This is a genomic window from Blastomonas aquatica, from assembly GCF_014639875.1.
Classification (GTDB): domain Bacteria; phylum Pseudomonadota; class Alphaproteobacteria; order Sphingomonadales; family Sphingomonadaceae; genus Blastomonas; species Blastomonas aquatica.
Genome location: NZ_BMGD01000001.1, coordinates 320302 through 337639, shown reverse-complemented (window position 1 = coordinate 337639; position 17338 = coordinate 320302). Strand labels below are relative to the sequence as shown.

General features: G+C 63.9%; 13 protein-coding genes. 5 read left to right on the top strand and 8 right to left on the bottom strand.

Going from position 1 to position 17338, the window contains the following annotated elements; translation table 11 throughout:
* Positions 1-6 precede the first annotated feature (6 nt).
* A complete protein-coding gene (locus IEW00_RS01565) occupies positions 7-2484 on the bottom strand; it encodes a TonB-dependent receptor (protein ID WP_188512600.1) in 2478 nt (825 codons plus the stop codon).
* Between the two features lie 182 nt (positions 2485-2666).
* Between IEW00_RS01565 and IEW00_RS01560 the strand changes: the two genes are divergently transcribed.
* The gene (locus IEW00_RS01560; RefSeq protein WP_188512599.1) at positions 2667-4046 is read left to right on the top strand and encodes an MFS transporter; all 1380 of its coding nucleotides are present in this window, start codon (positions 2667-2669) and stop codon (positions 4044-4046) included.
* A gap of 38 nt (positions 4047-4084) precedes the next feature.
* Here IEW00_RS01560 and IEW00_RS01555 read toward each other — a convergent pair whose 3' ends face one another.
* Positions 4085-5068 carry a LacI family DNA-binding transcriptional regulator gene (locus tag IEW00_RS01555; protein ID WP_188512598.1) on the bottom strand — a complete coding sequence of 328 codons (984 nt, stop codon included), beginning with the start codon at positions 5066-5068 and terminating at the stop codon, positions 4085-4087.
* Between the two features lie 176 nt (positions 5069-5244).
* Between IEW00_RS01555 and IEW00_RS01550 the strand changes: the two genes are divergently transcribed.
* The 3 genes from IEW00_RS01550 to IEW00_RS01540 all read left to right on the top strand — a co-directional run bounded on the left by IEW00_RS01550 (position 5245) and on the right by IEW00_RS01540 (position 7502).
* A complete protein-coding gene (locus IEW00_RS01550) occupies positions 5245-6009 on the top strand; it encodes a head GIN domain-containing protein (RefSeq protein ID WP_188512597.1) in 765 nt (254 codons plus the stop codon).
* Between the two features lie 78 nt (positions 6010-6087).
* Positions 6088-6777: a class I SAM-dependent methyltransferase gene (locus tag IEW00_RS01545; RefSeq protein ID WP_308419302.1), complete on the top strand. Its 690-nt coding sequence runs from the start codon at positions 6088-6090 to the stop codon at positions 6775-6777.
* Positions 6774-7502, top strand: coding sequence for a GIN domain-containing protein (locus tag IEW00_RS01540; protein ID WP_188512596.1), 729 nt, complete (start codon positions 6774-6776; stop codon positions 7500-7502). The genes IEW00_RS01545 and IEW00_RS01540 overlap by 4 nt, the downstream gene beginning before the upstream one ends.
* 3 nt (positions 7503-7505) lie before the next feature.
* Here IEW00_RS01540 and IEW00_RS01535 read toward each other — a convergent pair whose 3' ends face one another.
* Both IEW00_RS01535 and IEW00_RS01530 read right to left on the bottom strand, forming a co-directional pair.
* Positions 7506-9599, bottom strand: a complete 2094-nt coding sequence (locus IEW00_RS01535) for a RelA/SpoT family protein (protein WP_188512595.1) — start codon at positions 9597-9599, stop codon at positions 7506-7508.
* A 193-nt stretch (positions 9600-9792) separates the two neighbouring features.
* A complete protein-coding gene (locus IEW00_RS01530; RefSeq protein ID WP_188512594.1) occupies positions 9793-10146 on the bottom strand; it encodes a DUF8200 family protein in 354 nt (117 codons plus the stop codon).
* 169 nt (positions 10147-10315) lie between these two features.
* Here IEW00_RS01530 and IEW00_RS01525 point away from each other — a divergent pair, with 169 nt between their 5' ends.
* On the top strand, positions 10316-10846 hold the full coding sequence (locus tag IEW00_RS01525; protein ID WP_188512593.1) for a winged helix-turn-helix transcriptional regulator: 531 nt from the start codon (positions 10316-10318) through the stop codon (positions 10844-10846).
* Positions 10847-11165: 319 nt separating this feature from the next.
* On the opposite strand, the gene IEW00_RS01520 is transcribed toward IEW00_RS01525, so the two are convergent.
* The 4 genes from IEW00_RS01520 to pheS all read right to left on the bottom strand — a co-directional run bounded on the left by IEW00_RS01520 (position 11166) and on the right by pheS (position 17186).
* Entirely contained in the window at positions 11166-11969 is an 804-nt protein-coding gene (locus IEW00_RS01520; protein WP_188512592.1) for a 3'(2'),5'-bisphosphate nucleotidase CysQ, read from the bottom strand.
* A gap of 39 nt (positions 11970-12008) precedes the next feature.
* On the bottom strand, positions 12009-13574 hold the full coding sequence (locus IEW00_RS01515; RefSeq protein ID WP_188512591.1) for a peptide chain release factor 3: 1566 nt from the start codon (positions 13572-13574) through the stop codon (positions 12009-12011).
* Positions 13575-13686: 112 nt separating this feature from the next.
* A complete protein-coding gene (pheT, locus tag IEW00_RS01510) occupies positions 13687-16098 on the bottom strand; it encodes a phenylalanine--tRNA ligase subunit beta (RefSeq protein ID WP_188512590.1) in 2412 nt (803 codons plus the stop codon).
* On the bottom strand, positions 16095-17186 hold the full coding sequence (pheS, locus tag IEW00_RS01505) for a phenylalanine--tRNA ligase subunit alpha (protein ID WP_188512589.1): 1092 nt from the start codon (positions 17184-17186) through the stop codon (positions 16095-16097). Before pheS ends, pheT begins: the two co-directional genes overlap by 4 nt.
* Between the last annotated feature and the right edge of the window lie 152 nt (positions 17187-17338).

The following is a 17338-nucleotide window of genomic DNA, read 5'->3' as shown; positions in this document are numbered from 1 at the left end:
CCAGCGTCAGAAGTCGTAACGCAGCGTGGCAGAGATGGTTCGCCCATTGATCGAGCGGGCGCGGACAATGCCGTTGGCCGGGATCGCGCCTTCCTCCGCCTCGGTGAAGCCGCGCGTGTCGAACAGGTTGTTGGCGTTGATCGACAGCTGCACCCGGTCGATCGGGCGGACCGCGACGAATGCGTTGATCTGGGTGAAACCGGGCAGCACCAGCAGGTTGTTGTCCTGCGCAAAGCTGTCGGTGGTGCCGACCAGATTGGCCCCCAGGCTGAACCTGTCCTGCTCATACTGGCCGCTCAGCTGATAGATGAAATCGGCCTGGCGGCGCGGGGTGTTGCCCTGATTGACGGGGCTGATCCGGTCGAGGCTGATCTCGGCATCGGTATAGGTGCCGCTGGCGCTGAGCGTGAATCCACCGGTGCGATACGATGCTTCGACTTCCAGGCCCTTGGCCTCGAACACGCGGTCGAAGGTCTGGCGGGTGGTTGCCTCGAAGTTGGTTTCCTCGGTCTCGGCATAGAACGCGGTGGCATAGACGGCAATGTCGCCCGAACGGTATTTGATCCCCGCTTCAGCCTGCTTGACGAAGTCGACCGCCAGCCCCTCGTTGGCGATCGCGCCGGTGACGAAGTTGACGTTGTCGTTGTTGAACAGCAGACGGTCGGCGTTGGCGCGGCCACCCTTGCTGTACCGCGCGAACGCTGCAAAATCGTCGGAGAACCGATAGTTCAGGCCGAACGAATAGCTGAAATAGTCGTAGCTGTAGTCGACCAGAGCAGGCGCGCCGAGCGGGATGGTCGAGGTCTGCGCCTCGGCCGCGCTGATCACACCGTTGCCGTTGAAATCGAACGCCGTCGTGCCGACCCGGCCACCGCCCAGGTCCGCGCCGAAGGTGCGGCCCGAAGCATCGCCAAAGTCATAGCGGATGCTGCCATCGAGCGTCAGCCGGTCGAACTCCAACGAGAGCGAGGCGAACGGCGCGTTGGTATCATATTGCAGATCATAGCTGCGGCGGCAGCAGCCACCGAAGAAGCTGGCACCATAGGCCACGGTGCCGCTGTCGGACAGCCGCGTGCCGGCCGCGTTGACCACGTCGATCAGCGCCGCATCGCCGCCGCCCTTCACTTCGAGCAGGTGCGAGGTCCACAGCCAGTCGGTGTTGATGTCCTGCCGCGACTTGTAGAAGCCTGCGGTCAGCGTGGCGGTGCCGCTGCCGACAGCGAAATCGCCCGTGATGCGCAGATCGTTGGTGATGTTGTCGAGGCTGTTGAGACGCGTGTTGAACAGCACGATGCTGGCGACCAGATTGCCGTTCGGCACGTTCTGGCCGGCCTGCGGACCGTTGGCGAACACCAGTCGCGATCCGGCGCCGCCGATCCCGGTTGCGGTGTTGGCGGCGGTGTCGATCGATCCGGGGAAGGGCGAGGTAAAGCCGCCCGATACATCCGAGAAGCGGAAGCGGTTGGTGACCTTCCAGCCATCGGCAACCTCGAACTCGCCTTCAAAGCCGAACGCCTTGACCAGCGGGCGCTGGCCGTTGGTGATATCGAACCGGCGCGGCTGGTTGTTGCCATCGAGGCTGAGCGCCGACTGGAAGAAGCGCGAGTGCAGGCTGTCAGAGCGGATGTCGAAACCGGGGACGTTGGAATAATTCGGGTTGTCGTTGGTGCCGGTCACCCGCACCGGGTTGGGCAGATAGCCGACTGCGCGGTCATCCAGATACTTGCCGTAGAAACGGATATAGCCGCCGGTGAATTCCTTGGTAATGTTGGCCTTGATCTGGCCGCCCCGGTTGCCGTCATAGCCGATGTCGCGCGGCCCCTCGCCCTGGCGGACAAAGCCGCCGATGTGGAAATACAGGTCTTGGGCAAGATCACCGCCGTAATCGAAATCGAAGCGCTTTTCGTCATAATCGAGGCCGAGCGTCGCCTGGATGGTGCCGCCGTTCTGGTCCTTGCCGGTCTTGGAGATCATGTTGATCACCCCGCCAGGCGAGTTGGAAGCGAAGGTGGACGCCGAGCCGCCACGGATCGCTTCGACCCGTGCGATGTTGAGATCGGCGCGAAGGAAGATGTCCGAGTTGCCGAAGGTGATGTCGCCGAATTCGAGGATCGGAAGGCCGTCTTCCTGCAGCTGGAGGAACTTGGCGCCGCCCGATGCGATCGGCAGCCCGCGGACTGCAATGTTGGCGTTGCCTTCGCCGCCCGAGGATTCCGAGCGGATGCCGGGAATGTTGCGGAAGATTTCTGCAGCACTGCGCGGCGCGGTGGTGGCGATCTGCTCGGCGCTGAGCGAGCTGACTGAAACCGAACTGTCGAGGACATTGGCGCCGCGTGCGACCGCGGTGACGATGATCACGTCGTCCGATGGCGCATCATCCTGTGCGGATACGTCCTGGGCATGGGCTGCAGGGGAAAATGTAGCGGTGGCAACGGCCAGAACTGCATATGCGCTGCGAACGCGCAGGGCCTTCAAAATCGACATGATACCTCTCCTGGACTTGCCGGTTATCCGGCTACAGCGTTTTAACGCTATTCTCACCCGCAAACGTTTGCAACAGTTTTGTGCAAACGTTTGCAAAAAGACTTGCCAAGCGGGCTGCCCCCGCTTTAGCATGGCCTACAAGGCGCACGGCAAGACGCCATCAGGATTGAGGACCGGGCCCCATGACCAGCGCCACACACGCATCTGCAACCGATTTTTCCGCTGCCGCCACCCGCCCGCCGCGGCTGTCGCTGCCGCGCATCGTCGAGATGAACCTGGGCTTTTTCGGGCTGCAGTTCAGTTTTGGCCTGCAGCAGGCCAACATGACGCCGATCTACACCTTTTTGGGTGCGGATGAGGCGACGATGCCGCTGCTCTGGCTGGCAGGGCCGATGACCGGGCTGCTGATCCAGCCGATCGTCGGCGCATTGTCCGACCGTACCCGCTCGAGGCTGGGGCGGCGTACGCCCTATTTCCTGATCGGCGCGGTGATCTGTTCGCTTTGCCTGTTCCTGATGCCGTATTCGAGCGCGCTGTGGATGGCGGCCAGCCTGTTGTGGCTGCTCGATGCGGGAAACAACATCACGATGGAGCCCTACCGCGCCTATGTCGCCGACCGGCTCGAACCGGGGCAGCGGCCTGCGGGCTTTCTGGTGCAAAGCGCATTCACCGGGCTCGCGCAGTGCCTGTCCTATGCCACGCCCAGCCTGCTGGTGGGGTTCGGCATCAGCCAGAACCTGGTCGATATCAACGGCATTCCGGTGATCGTGCGGATCGCATTCGTCATCGGGGCGATCCTGTCGATCTCGACCATCGTCTGGTCGGTGGTCCGCGTGCCCGAACTCAAATTGAGCGAGGCTGAACTCGCCGCGATGGCCGCCAAGCCGATGGGCGCAGGCGCTGCGTTGGCCGAGATCCGCGGTGCCTTTGTCGCAATGCCCAAGCCGATGCGCCAGCTGGCCTGGGCGATGCTGTGCCAATGGTATGCGATGTTCGTCTACTGGCAGTTCATCTCGCTCGCGGTCGCGCGCACGCTGTTTCCCGCGGGCGAGGGCGTGGGCGAGAGCGCGGTGTCGGGAGTGTCGGAAAACTTCATCTCGGCCTCGCTGACCGCGCAGCAGATGGGCGTGGCGTACAACGCGGTGGCGTTCGTCTCGGCACTGGCGCTGATCCCCATCGTGCGCCGCCTGGGGGCCAAGCCGGTGCACGCAGCCTGCCTGGTGGCATCGGGGATCGCCATGCTCTGCCTGCCGATGATCGATTCGCGAATGCTGATGTTCGTGCCGATGATCGGCATCGGCCTCGGCTGGGCAGGCATGATGGGCAACACCTACGTCATGCTCGCCGATTGCATCCCGCCCGAGCGCACGGGGGTGTATATGGGGATCTTCAACATGTTCATCGTCGTGCCCATGCTGATCGAGACGATGACGATGCCGCTGATCTATGCCCCGCTGCTCGGCTCGGATCCGCGCAACGCCATCCTGCTCGCCGGCCTGCTGATGCTGCTCGGTGCGGTCGCAACGCTGGCGGTGCGGACTGAGAAGGTGGGAACTGCGTGATCGGCGTTTTCCTCCCGCAAGCGGGAGGGGAGAGTGGCTCAGCTCGAAGCCCGTACGATCAGCTTGGGCTCCAGTTGCACCGAAGTGCAGGTCTCGCCGTCGATCTGGCGGAACAGCATGTCGACCAGCAACTTTGCACCGTGTTCCAGATCCTGCCGGATCGTGGTCAACGGCGGGCTGGTGTGCGCGGCGAGCATGATGTCGTCATAGCCGACCACCGCGACATCGCCGGGAACGCTGAGCCCGCGCTCGGCCAGCGCCCGCAGCACGCTCATCGCCACCACATCCGATGCCGCAAAGATGCCGTCGATCCCCGGGTTTTCATCGAGGAACGCGCTGGCCGCGGCATAGGCGGCTTCCGATGTCAGGTGGATCGGCAGGGTATGGACAGGCTCGGCCAATCCCGCTTCGGCGCAGGCCTGCAGAAAGCCCTTCTGCCGCTGGCCGAATTCGGGCGGGCTGGGGTTGCCCAGAAACATCAGCTTGCGCTTGCCGCGTTCGATCAGGTGGCGTCCGGCGATCAGGCCGCCGAGCACATTGTCCGACCCGACCGAGACATGCGTTTGCCCCGGAACCTGCGCCCCCCACACCACCAACCCGCGATGTCGCGCGGCGGCGGCGTCAAGCACTGCGGCCTGGTCGGACTGGCCGATGACGATCGCGCCATCGACCCGGCCCGAATCGAGCAGATTGTCGAGCCAGGCATCGTCGGAGGGGATCACCCGCGAGAGCAGCAGGTCGAAATTGCGGTCGGTCAGCGCGTCGGCAAGGTGGCCTAGCATTGTCATGAAGAACGGATCGGACGGGTGCTGGTCGATCTCGTGCCCCATCGGGATGATCACGCCGATCGCCTGCGCGCGGCGCAGCCGCAAATTCTGGGCAACCTGATTGGGCTTGAAACCGTGCGCACGCGCCAGTTCCACCACCCGCTCGCGGGTCTTGGCGTTGATGATGGTCTTGCCGGCAAGCGCGCGCGATACGGTGGATACCGATACCCCTGCCAGTTCCGCCAGTTCCTGCATCCCGATCTTGCTGATGACCTGAGCCTTTCCTGCCCGATGGCTGCGCCCCCCAACCGATTTAGCGTCTAATCGCAACAACCCGTTCCGTCGAGCCAAGAACACTGCGTGGTTAAGCTTGCGTGTAGTCTGCTCAGCGTGTATTAATACAGCAATACACGCGAAGAGGAGGGCCCGATATGGCCGTGAACTGGAAACCCGCTGTCGTCCTGGTCGTGGGCGTGGCCCTGATCGGCGCCTACAATATGTCCGGCGCGGAGGAGTTCCGCTTCGATAGCGATGGTGAGGAAGCGCGCGAGGAGGGTTCGAGCAGCGAGGGCTGGGCATCCAGCTGGTCCGGCGAGCCGTTCGACCGGATCACGCTCGCAGGGCCCGATGACCTGACGTTCGTCACACAAGGCGAGCATGCGGTGAGCGCCACCGGCGATGCCAAGGCGCTCAAGGCGCTGCAATACAAAGTAGACGATGGCGAGCTGCGTATCCGCCGCAAGCCTTCCAACTGGAGCTTCGGAGACAAGGGCGAGGCGACGATCGCGGTCAACGCGCCTGCCTTGCGCAGCCTGATGGTCGCAGGCTCAGGATCGGCCAAGGTCGATCGCATGGAGGGCGACGAGGTGAAGCTGACCATTGCAGGTTCAGGCGATGCCGATATCGCCAGGCTCACCGCGCAATCGCTCAAAGGCTCGATCGCTGGCAGTGGATCGCTGAAGCTTGCTGGCAGCGCCGATACATCGAAGATTTCGATCGCCGGATCGGGCAGCGTGCTGGGCGAGCGCTTCGCCAGCGATACCGTCGATATCTCGATTGCCGGATCAGGCGATGTCACGATGGCCTCAAACGGTTCGGTCGATGCCAGCCTGATGGGCTCGGGCGATGTCACCATCAAGGGCAACGCCAAATGCAAGAGCAGCACGATGGGATCGGGCAGCATTTCGTGCGAATGATCTGACCGCCCGGCGGGGTGACCGCGCAAAAGCCGTTGCGCCGTGCGCGGGCATGCTAGACTATCCCTCCAGCGACGCGTGACAGACAACGCTGCGCCGGGGGAGATGATTTTGAGCGCGTCGCAATCCAGCAGCCTGCGTGAGGCGGGGCCCAATTTCTGGGATCGGCACATCATGCCGCGCCTCATCACCTTTTGCTGCGGTCAGCCTGCGATAGCCAGGGCACGCAGCCGCATCGTTCCCCGCGCCACCGGCGATGTGCTCGAACTGGGCTGCGGGGGCGGGATCAACCTCGATCATTACGACCGTTCCCGCATCACCCGGCTGTCGGGGGTCGATCCCTCGCTTCAGTTACTCGAGACCGCGCGCGCCAAGGCGAAAGATCGCGGGTTCGATGCCGATTTCCGCGCGGGTGTCGCCGAGGCACTGCCGTTTGCCGATGGCCGTTTCGACACCGTGTTGACCACCTTCACGCTCTGCTCGGTGCAGGATCCCGATGCGGTGCTGCGCGAAATGCGCCGGGTGCTCAAGCCTGGTGGCAGCATCCTGTTCCTCGAACATGGCGCGGCGCCCGATCGGGGTCCTGCACGCTGGCAGCAGCGGATCGAGCCGATATGGAAGTCGATCGCGGGGGGATGCCATCTGACCCGCCCGGTCGGGGACACCTTTCGCGCACAGGGCTTCAAGCTGGGCGAATGCGATAGCCGCTATCTACCCAAGACGCCGCGGTTTCTGGGCTGGATCGAAATGGGAGAAGCGCGCGCATGAAAGCGGCGATATACATTCTGACGGCGATCGGCGCTCTGGCGGCGGGCGCGGCTGCGCAGGCCGCCGAGCGGCGCTTCACGCTCTCGACGTTCGACAAGGTGCGGATCGAGGGTAATGTCGCGGTCGAGATCACCTCGGACGCTGCCCCGTTTGCGATCGCCAGCGGCGACCCGCGCGCGCTCGAGGCATTGAGCGTCAAGGTGCAGGGGGGCACGCTCTACATCCGCCGCGCCCGGCGCGACATTCCGACCGAACGGCGCAACCGCTCCGCCGGTCCCGATGCGCTGCCGATGGTCACCTTGGGCGCGCGCTCCGTCAGTTCGCTGACGATGCTGGGCCATGGCAGCGCAAAGCTCGACCGGTTGAGCGGCGCCAAGACCAGCGCGACGATGGACGGCAACGGATCGGTCGAGATCGGATCACTCAACGCCGACGCGGTGGCGATCAACGTCAACGGCAGCGGCAGCCTGAAGATCGGTGGTCAGGCGGCGAGCGGACGCGCGGTGATGCTGGGGGATGGCCTGATCGAAGGCGGCGGGCTTGAACTGGGCACGCTCGATTTTACCGGTGAAGGTCCGGTGCGCGCCCGGTTGACGGTCGATGGCACTGCGCGGATCGCGGTCAAGGGCGACGCCGATGTGCAGATCGGCGGCGATGCGGTGTGCACCGTGCGGCAGGCCGGGGTCAATGTCGTGACCTGCGCGAATCTGCCTTCTGCCGGGTAAGCGCTAGATTCGGTCGGCCCGCGCCACCGATTCGGATGCGCGCAGTGCCATGATGATCTGCATCAGATGGCCGACATCATGGACTTCCAGGTCGGATTCATAGGTGTGAAACGGCTGGTCGCGGTTGGTCAGCTTCAGGTTGACGATGTTCGCCTTGTGATGGCTGAAGATGCCAGCCATGTCGGCGAGCGTTCCGGGGCGGTTGTAGAGGATCGCGCGGATGCGCGCGGTCGCGCCTTCCGAATCGCTCTCCCATGACAGATCGATCCAGTCGGCATCGACCCCGCTGACCAGGTTGAGGCAATCGATGGTGTGCACCTCGATATGCTCACCCTGGCGGCGCAGCCCGACGATGCGGTCGCCGGGAACCGGGTGGCAGCATTCGGCGAGCTGGAAGGCCACGCCGGGGGTCAGTCCGCGGATCGAGATTGCGCGGTCCTGGCGGGGAAATTCGCGCTGCGCCACAAGATCGCTGCTGCTGCCGGGGACGAGCGCATCCATCAGATCGTGGTCGGTGATCTGGTTGGTGCCGATCGCGACCATCAGGTCGGTCTCGTCCTCCATCTCCAGCCGTTCGAGCGCCTGTTTGAGCGCCTTCTTGCCGATCTTGACCGGCAGCCGCCCGGCGATCTCGTCGAAGATCACCCGGCCCATTGCGGCGGTTTCCTCGCGCTCCTTGTCGCGCACATAGCGGCGGATCGCGGCGCGGGCCTTGCCGGTGGTGACGAAGCCCAGCCAGCTGGTCTGGGGTTCCTGGCCTTCGGACTTGAGGATCTCGACGATATCGCCGTTGGACAGCGCGGTGCGCAGCGGTACGTTGCGTCCGTTGACGAGCACGCCCACTGCCTGGTTGCCCAGATTGGTGTGGACCGCATAGGCAAAATCCACCGCAGTCGCGCCCTTGGGCAACTGGTGCAGCGCGCCCTTGGGGGTGAAGGCGAAGATGCGGTCCTGATACATCGCCATGCGGGTGTGCTCGAGCAACTCGTCGGCATCCTGCGCGGTGTCGAGGATCTCGATCAGGTCGCGGATCCATCCCGCCTGGCCATCGGGACGCGAGCTGCCCTGTTTGTAGGCCCAGTGCGCTGCCAGCCCGAATTCGCTCTGTCGGTGCATGTCGTGGGTACGGATCTGGATTTCCACCCGCATCGACCGGCCATGGATGATCGCGGTGTGCAGCGAGCGATAGCCGTTGCGCTTGGGGGTCGAGATATAGTCCTTGAACCGCCCCGGAATCATCTTCCACTTGCGGTGGATATGGCCGAGCGCGGCGTAGCAGTCGTCGATGCTGTCGACGAGCACGCGAAACGCGATGATGTCGGTCATCTGCTCGAATGAGACGTGGCGTTCGGCCATCTTGCGCCAGATCGAATAGGGATGCTTTTCGCGTCCGCTGACATCAGCCACCAGACCATGCGTGCCCAATTCGGTCTTCAGCGATTCGGCGATGGTTTCGACCTGGTTCTCGCCATGCGCCTTGATCTGGTCGAGCCGCCCGACGATCGTGCTGTAGGCCTCGGGCTCGAGCTCGCGGAACGCCAGCATCTGCATCTCGCGCATGTATTCATACATGCCCACGCGCTCTGCCAACGGAGCGAAGATGTCCATCGTCTCGCGCGCGATGCGCTTGCGCTTGTCGGCGCTGGAGATGAAATGCAGCGTGCGCATGTTGTGCAGCCGGTCGGCCAGCTTCACCAGCAGCACGCGCAGGTCGTTCGACATCGCCAGCAAGAACTTGCGCAGGTTCTCCGCCGCGCGCTCGTTCTCGGTCTGCGCCTCGATCTTGGAAAGCTTGGTGACGCCATCGACCATCTCGGCCACCTTGGGCCCGAACATCCGCTCGATCTCTTCGATCGTGGTCAGCGTGTCCTCGACCGTGTCGTGGAGCAATGCGGTGATGATGGTTTCGACATCCATCTTGAGGTCGGTCATCAGACCTGCAACCTCGATTGGGTGACTGAAATAGGGGTCGCCGCTGGCGCGCTTCTGGCTGCCATGTTTCTGGACCGAAAACACATAGGCGCGGTTGATCAGCGCTTCGTCAGCATCAGGGTCATAGTCCTTGACCCGCTCGACCAGTTCATATTGTCTCAACACCCGCTGAATGTCGGTGCTTTGCCTTCAAATGCAACAGAAAAACGCGCCTGAGCAAGCTTTGACTCAAGACACTCCGGGGGCGGGAAGACGATGGGTCGAAAGCCCGCACAGGCGCGCAAGGTTTGCCGATCGGCCCGGTCCACGCTGTGGGAGCGACGTGGACGCTGGCCGACCAGGCAGAGGGTGCGAAATATCAGCCCTTGGCGTTACAGGCGGCAAGGTCTTCGCCTGCCATCGGCTCGCTACGGGTAGTAAATGAGGTAACGTCCCCCATCTTACGAGACAGGCGGGAGCAGGCATTGATCGGTCGCGAAGTCGCCTTTGATCCGCTGCAGACCGTGCCTTCGCACTGCCAGACCACGCCCTGGATGATCTTGGTGGTCTTTTCGACGGGGTTAGCCAGTTCGGCGCTGAAATAGCTCGCGCCGGACGCGAAGGACGTGGGGGTCTGGGCGCTGGCGGTGCTGGCCTGCAGCAGGACCATGCTGGAAAGCGACGCGGCGGCGACAAGAGCGATCTGGGTAAGGGCGTTGGTGAAGCGGGTCATGGGAATGTCCTTTCTTGGGTAAGCGGGGGAGGAAAGTTTGAGCGTGTAATTTGAGTTGCGAATCACTACTTACTTAAATAGGTTTCGAGTTGCAACTAGAAACTGAATTTTCGTTGGCTTTGCTACAATTTTGACTAATGATGGCCTTCTGAAACTGGATTTGATGATCATGACCCAACCCACGCCCGCCAAACTGCGCGAACCGCTTGCCGAAATCGCCGCCTGCTGCAGCCTGCCGCAGGCGCTGGAGACGATGGGTGAGCGCTGGTCGTTCATGATCCTGCGCGCCTCGTTCAACGGGCTGCACCATTTTGAGGAGTTCCTTGAGGAACTGGGAATCGCGCGCAACATCCTCTCCAACCGGCTGACCCGGTTGGTCGAAAGCGGCATCCTCAAGCGCGCACCGTGCATCGATGACCGCCGCAAGATCGAATACCGGCTCACCGACAAGGGGCTGGATCTGCTGCCGACGATGATCGCGCTGCGTCAGTGGGGCGAGAAGTGGGAAAGCGGCGTGCCGTCAAACCCGGTGCTGGTCGACGAACGCGATCGCCGCGCAATTCAGCCAATCTCGATCCTCGCGCATGATGGCCGGGTGCTGACCCATCACGACCTGTGCTGGATCGATATCGCCGACCTGAACACCGGTGCGGTCGACGACGATCACGAGGGCGTGGTCAAGCGAATCGCGACGATTTGAGGGGCTATGCGCTTCTCCCCTCCCGCTTGTGGGGGCTTGTGGGGGAAAGCCCTCCCCCTTTATGGGGGAGGGTTGGGTGGGGGTGATCTCTCCGGATTGAGCTTTTGGTGGAACGCTGCACCGTCAGCACCCAGCCGCGCGATCACCCTCACCGCTGCGACTAAGGCAGCAAGCTGCCAAGTCTCGCTACCTCTCCCATCAAGGGAGAGGCAAGTAAGGTCCAACGCGCGTTGAGACAAAACGGCAGATTTCAGGCCCACCCCGGTTTCGGCTGCGCCTCAACCACCCCTCCCGCAAGCGGGAGTGGAGATTAAGAGCCTCACCCCCCGCCCGCCGACAGCCTCACTGCCCGCTCGCGCAGTCGCTCGACGGCCGCAGCATGGATATCGGGCGCGCAGCACAATACGCCAAACGCATTGGCGCGGGGCTTGTTGTAGCGCAGTTCGCCGCCCAGCGCATCGGTCACCCGCGCGCCGGCTTCCTCGGCGATGATCGCGGCGGCGCCGATGTCCCATTCATAGCCCCAGCGCAAGGTCGCGAGCAGATCGGCGCGGTCGTCGGCGACCATCGCCATCCGCAACGCGATGCTGTTGGGCTTTTCGACGACGGTCAGATCGATGTCCGCCTTGGGTAGCGCATCGGTTGGCACCCGCGATCCTGGAAAGCTGGTCCGCCTGCTGGCTTTCAGCCTTTTGCCGTTGAGGAATGCGCCTCTGCCTCGCGCGGCGATCCAGTATTCGTTGCGGGCAGGGGCGGCGAGCACGCCCATCACGACGCTGCCATCCTCGACCAGCGCCACCGAAATCGCCCAGCCGGTGCGACCGCGGACGAAATCGCGGGTACCGTCGATCGGATCGACCAGCCAGATCCGGCTGCAATCGAGCCGCCCGGCGTTATCGGCGGTTTCTTCGGATAGCCAGCCTGCATCGGGCACCAGCGCGCCCAGCCGGTCGCGCAGGAAGTTGTCGACGGCCAGATCGGTCTCGCTGACCGGATCGCCGGGTATCTTGTCCCACACCAGCAGGTCACCGCCCGCGCGCGCAAAGGCCGCCATCGCGATCCCGCTGGCCTCTTCGACGATATGCCGGATCGTATCCGGGGAAACCTTGGCGCGCGACTGCATAGCTCGCTCTAGCGCGGCGAATGCCGTCGCAATAGTCCCTCAACGCTCGCGCGTGGCGCTGAATGCGATGTCGGGGTTCTTTTCCTGTTGATAGCCGATATCCCAGGCCGATCGCGCCATGAACACCGGGTTTCCGTCGCGATCCTTGGCGAGGTTGTTCATCGATATGCGCTTGAAAGCCTCGAGCGCATCGGACGGTCCGGTGATCCAGCGCGCGGTATCGAACGGTGCCATCTCGAGCACCGCCTCGACCTTGTATTCCGCCTCCAGACGGCTGATCAGCACTTCGAGCTGCAGCTGGCCGACCACGCCGACGATCCACTGGCTGCCGATCTCGGGGTAGAACACCTGGATCACGCCCTCTTCGGACAGATCGTCCAAGGCCTTGCGAAGCTGCTTGGTCTTGGTCGGGTCTTTCAACTGGACGCGGCGCAGGATTTCAGGCGCAAAGTTGGGAAGGCCGGTGAAGCGCACATCGTTCTTTTCAGACAATGTATCGCCCACGCGCAAGGTGCCATGGTTGGGGATGCCGATGATGTCGCCGGGCAGCGCCTCATCGGCGAGCTCGCGGTCCTGCGCGAAGAACAGGATCGGCGAGTGCACCGCGATCGGCTTGCCATGGCCCGAAGGCACCAATTTCATGCCGCGCTTGAACGTGCCCGAGACCAATCGCATGAACGCGATGCGGTCGCGGTGCTGCGGGTCCATATTGGCCTGCACCTTGAAGATGAAGCCGGTGACGTCCTTGCGCGTCGGCTCGACGGCCTCGGGCTGCGCGGGCTGGGCGCGCGGCGGCGGGGCGTGATCGGCGATCGCGTTAATCAGCTCCTCGATGCCGAACTGCTTGAGCGCCGAGCCGAAATAGACAGGCGTCAGGTCGCCGTGGCGATAGGCTTCGAGATCGAAGCTGGCGTAGCCGCCCTGCGCCAACTCGGCCTCGCCGACCAGCCGCTCGAGCGCTTGATCGGTGAGCTTGTGGGCCAGCGCGGGGTCGTCGAGACCCGAGACCTGCGTGAACGATCCATCGAACTCGCGCGATGGCCCGGTGGGCTGCATCAGGCGGTTGCGCGCGAGATCGAACACGCCTTCGAACTGCCCGCCCATGCCGACCGGCCAGCTCATCGGACAGACATCGAGCGCGAGCGCATCGGCGACCTCGTCCAAGAGTTCGAACGGATCGCGGCCCTCGCGGTCGACCTTGTTGACGAAGGTGATGATCGGCACGCTGCGCAGGCGGCAGACCTCGAACAATTTGCGCGTTTGAGGCTCGATACCCTTGGCGGCATCGATCACCATAATCGCCGAATCTACGGCCGTGAGCGTGCGATAGGTGTCTTCGGAGAAATCCTCATGCCCCGGGGTGTCGAGCAGGTTGAAGGTGATGCCCTTGCGCTCGAACGTCATCACCGAGGAGGTCACCGAAATGCCGCGCTGCTGCTCGATCTTCATCCAGTCCGACCGGGCGCGCCGCGCCGCCCCGCGCGCCTTGACCTCGCCAGCCAGATGGATCGCGCCGCCGGTCAGCAGCAGCTTTTCGGTGAGCGTGGTCTTGCCCGCATCGGGATGCGAGATGATGGCGAAGGTGCGGCGGTTGAGAGCGGTCATAATTTCAATTCAATTCTTTGTCTGCTTTCCGGCGAAAGCCGGAATCCAGGGCGATAACAGCGCGATCTGACTCCTGGGCTCCGGCTTTCGCCGGAGAACAGGCGGGACTTGGCTAGCCCCTCAATTCTGCGCCCAGCTTCGCCGCGGCTTTCACTACTGCGTCCGCGATGGCTTTCAGCTCGTCATCGGCAAAGCTCTTGTCCACCGGCTGAAGCGTCACCTCGATGGCAAGCGAGAGCTTGCCCTCGGGAACACCCGCGCCTGCAAAGCTGTCGAACACGCGGACATCGGTTATCAGCTTCTTGTCGGCCCCCTTGACTGCGCGCACCAGATCGCCCGCTGCCATCGTGGCATCGACGAGGAACGCGAAGTCGCGGGTTACCGCCTGCAACGCCGGCGGCGCATAGGCCTCGCGCATCGCGGAACCGCGCGCCTTGAGCGGGATGCCATCGAGGAACAGCTCGGCAACCATCACAGCGCCATGGACCGGCTTGAAGCCGAAGGCCTTGGCGGTCGAGGGGTGCAGCGTGCCATAGCTTGCCAGCACGTTCTTCGGCCCCAGCCGCAGCGTCGCCGCCTGGCCCGGGTGATAGTGATCGCCAGGGCCTGCGCTGTCAGGCGCGAAGTCCATCAGCTTGGCCGCGGGCGCGCCAGCGGCTTCGAGCAGTGCCAGTACCTCGGCCTTGACGTCGTGCGCAGTGAACGGCTGCGCCTTGCCCGAGCGCCACTCGCGTGGCGTCTTGTCGCCCGCGAGCACGATGCTCAGCGTTGCGCGCTCAAGGCTGGTGCCGTCCTCGGCCTTGAAATAGCGCCGTCCGATCTCGAACAGCCGGACCGAGCCCGCGCCGCGATCGAGGTTGCGCTTGGCGGCGGACAGCAGGCCCGGCAGCAGCGAGGGCCGCATAACTTTCAGATCTTCGCTGATCGGATTGGCGAGCGTCCAGTCACCACCGCCAAAGGGCGCGGCCTCCTTTTCGGAGATGAACGACCAGTTGACCGCCTCGTTGAGCCCGCGCGCTGCCGCCAGACGGCGCACACGCCGCTCCTGGAGCTGCGCCGGGCTCGCGGTGGGCTTGGCGACACCGGGTAGCCGCGGCAGCGGGGTCGAGGGGATCGCGTCGATCCCGGTGATCCGCACCACTTCCTCAACGATATCGGCCTTGCCCGCGACATCGCGCCGCCAGCTGGGGATGGTTATCGCCCACGGGGTTGCGGCGCTGTCGATGGTAAAGCCCAACCGTTCGAGGATCGCCTTTTGCTCGTCGGCGGGAACGTCGATCCCGCCCAGGGCGAGGCAATAGGCCGGGTCATATGACACCGTGCGCGCCTCAACCGGAGCCGCACCTGCGCGCGTCACTTCGCTCGCCGTGCCACCGCACAGGCTGGTCACATAGGCGGTGGCAATCGCCAGCCCATCGTCCAGAAACGCAGGGTCCACCCCGCGCTCGAAACGCTGGCGCGCGTCCGAGGTCAGCATCAGCTTCTGACCGGTGCGCGCGATATGCTCGGGATCGAAATAGGCGCATTCGATCAGCACATCGGTGGTGGTCTCGGCCACGCCCGAATGCTCGCCGCCCATGATGCCGCCGATGTCGTGCACCATGGCGTCGTCTGCAATCACGGTCATCGAGCTGTCGAGCGTGTAGGTCTTGCCGTTGAGCGCGAGCACCTCTTCGCCGTCGTTCGCCTTGCGTGCGACCAGCCCGCCCGAAAGCGTTCCCATGTCATAGACGTGCAAAGGCCGGCCCAGATCGATCATCACGTAATTGGTTATATCGACCAAAGCCGAGATCGGCTTTTGCCCTACCGCCTTCAGCCGCGCCTGCATCCAGGCGGGCGCCGCGCCGTTGGTGACGCCGGTGACGGTGCAGCCGTAGAATGCCGGGCAGCCGTCCGCGTCATCGGTGCGCACATCGGGGCCTGCGCCGACGCGCGCCACATCGGCGATCACCAGCGACTTGAGCGTACCGATGCCTGATGCGGCCAGATCGCGCGCGATGCCGCGCACGCCCATGCAATCCTGCTTGTTGGGGGTGACCGAGACGTCGATCACCGGATCGTCGAGCCCGGCATAATCGGCAAAGCTGGTGCCGACCGGCGCATCTTCGGGCAATTCGATGATGCCGTCGTGATCCTCGCCCATTTCGAGTTCGCGGTACGAGCACATCATGCCGAAGCTTTCGACATCGCGAATCTTGGCGGGCTTCAATGTGAAGGCGGGACCAGGGACATAGGTGCCGGGAGGACCGAACACCCCGACCAGGCCCTGCCGCGCATTGGGCGCGCCGCAGACCACCTGCCAGGGGGTGCCCGAGCCGTCATCGACCTTGAGCAGCCGCAATTTGTCCGCATTGGGGTGTGGACCTGCCTCGATCACGCGCGCGACCTTGAACGGGCGCAGCACGTCGGCGGGGTTTTCCACGCCTTCGAGCTCGAGCCCGATCGCGGTGAGGCGGTCGGTGATTTGGTCAAGCGAAGCATCGGTGTCGAGATGCTCTTTCAGCCAGGAAAGCGTGAACTTCATGCGCCGACTCCTCCGCTCAAAGTGGGGACGTCGAGCGACGAGAAGCCGTAGTGCTTGAGCCAGCGCAGATCGCCGTCGAAGAAGGCGCGCAGGTCGTCCATGCCGTATTTGAGCATCGCCAGCCGATCGATGCCGCAGCCAAAGGCGAAGCCCTGCCAGACATCCGGGTCCAATCCGCAATGCTCGATGACCTTGCGGTTCACCATGCCGCTGCCCAGGATCTCCATCCAGCCGCCATTGGGGCCGGTGGGATCGCCACCGATGACGCGCTTGCCCTTTTCGACCGTGAAGCCGACATCGACCTCGGCCGAAGGCTCGGTGAACGGGAAATAGCTCGGGCGCAGCCGCAGCACGATGTCGTCGCGCTCGAAGAACGCCTTCACGAAGGTCTCGAGCGTCCATTTGAGGTGCGCCATGGTGATGCCCTTGTCGATCACCAACCCTTCGACCTGGTGGAACATCGGGGTGTGAGTCGCATCCGAATCGCTGCGATAGGTGCGGCCGGGCGCGATGATCCGGATCGGCGGCTTTTGCGCCATCATCGTGCGGATCTGCACCGGAGAGGTGTGCGTGCGCAACAGCATCTCCTCGCCCTGCGCGTTGCGATCAGGGAAGTAGAAGGTGTCGTGCATCGCGCGCGCCGGATGCGTCTCGGGCATGTTCAGCGCGGTGAAATTGTACCAGCCCGATTCGATCTCGGGTCCGGTCGCCACGGCAAAGCCGAGGTCGGCGAAAATCTCGGCGAGCTCGTCCATCACCTGGGACACCGGATGCACCGAACCTTGCGCGCTGGCGGCTGGGGGCAGCGTCAGGTCGATCGCCTCGGCGGCGAGCCTTGCATTGAGCGCAGCGCCTTCGAGCGCATCCTTGCGCGTAGTGATTGCAGCGGTCACCGCCTCGCGCGCGCCGTTGATCCGTGGGCCCTGTTCCTGCCGCTCCTCGGCGCTCATCTGCCCGAGCGTCTTGAGCAGGCCGGAGATCGCGCCCTGCTTGCCCAAAGCGGCGATGCGGATTTCCTCAAGACCCGCCAGATCGGCGCTGGCGATCTGCGCCAGATAGTCCTGCTGCAACTGTTCAACGTCGGCCACGGTACGAATTTCCCATCTGTCAGATTCCGTGCGCGAGCCGTAGTCATGGGGCCCGTCACAAATCAACCCCTGCCGGTGCTTGTCAGCCCTTTGCGAGTCTTTTCATTATGCCGTGCACGGTGCTATCATCGTTGCACGGACCAGGCGAAGAC

Excerpts from the sequence above, each read along its gene's own strand:
- IEW00_RS01565 (WP_188512600.1), bottom strand. The coding sequence starts at position 2,484 with ATGTCGATTTTGAAGGCCCTGCGCGTTCGCAGCGCATATGCAGTTCTG.
- IEW00_RS01560 (WP_188512599.1), top strand. The coding sequence starts at position 2,667 with ATGACCAGCGCCACACACGCATCTGCAACCGATTTTTCCGCTGCCGCC.
- IEW00_RS01555 (WP_188512598.1), bottom strand. The coding sequence starts at position 5,068 with ATGCAGGAACTGGCGGAACTGGCAGGGGTATCGGTATCCACCGTATCG.
- IEW00_RS01550 (WP_188512597.1), top strand. The coding sequence starts at position 5,245 with ATGGCCGTGAACTGGAAACCCGCTGTCGTCCTGGTCGTGGGCGTGGCC.
- IEW00_RS01540 (WP_188512596.1), top strand. The coding sequence starts at position 6,774 with ATGAAAGCGGCGATATACATTCTGACGGCGATCGGCGCTCTGGCGGCG.
- IEW00_RS01530 (WP_188512594.1), bottom strand. The coding sequence starts at position 10,146 with ATGACCCGCTTCACCAACGCCCTTACCCAGATCGCTCTTGTCGCCGCC.
- IEW00_RS01525 (WP_188512593.1), top strand. The coding sequence starts at position 10,316 with ATGACCCAACCCACGCCCGCCAAACTGCGCGAACCGCTTGCCGAAATC.
- IEW00_RS01520 (WP_188512592.1), bottom strand. The coding sequence starts at position 11,969 with ATGCAGTCGCGCGCCAAGGTTTCCCCGGATACGATCCGGCATATCGTC.
- IEW00_RS01515 (WP_188512591.1), bottom strand. The coding sequence starts at position 13,574 with ATGACCGCTCTCAACCGCCGCACCTTCGCCATCATCTCGCATCCCGAT.
- pheT (WP_188512590.1), bottom strand. The coding sequence starts at position 16,098 with ATGAAGTTCACGCTTTCCTGGCTGAAAGAGCATCTCGACACCGATGCT.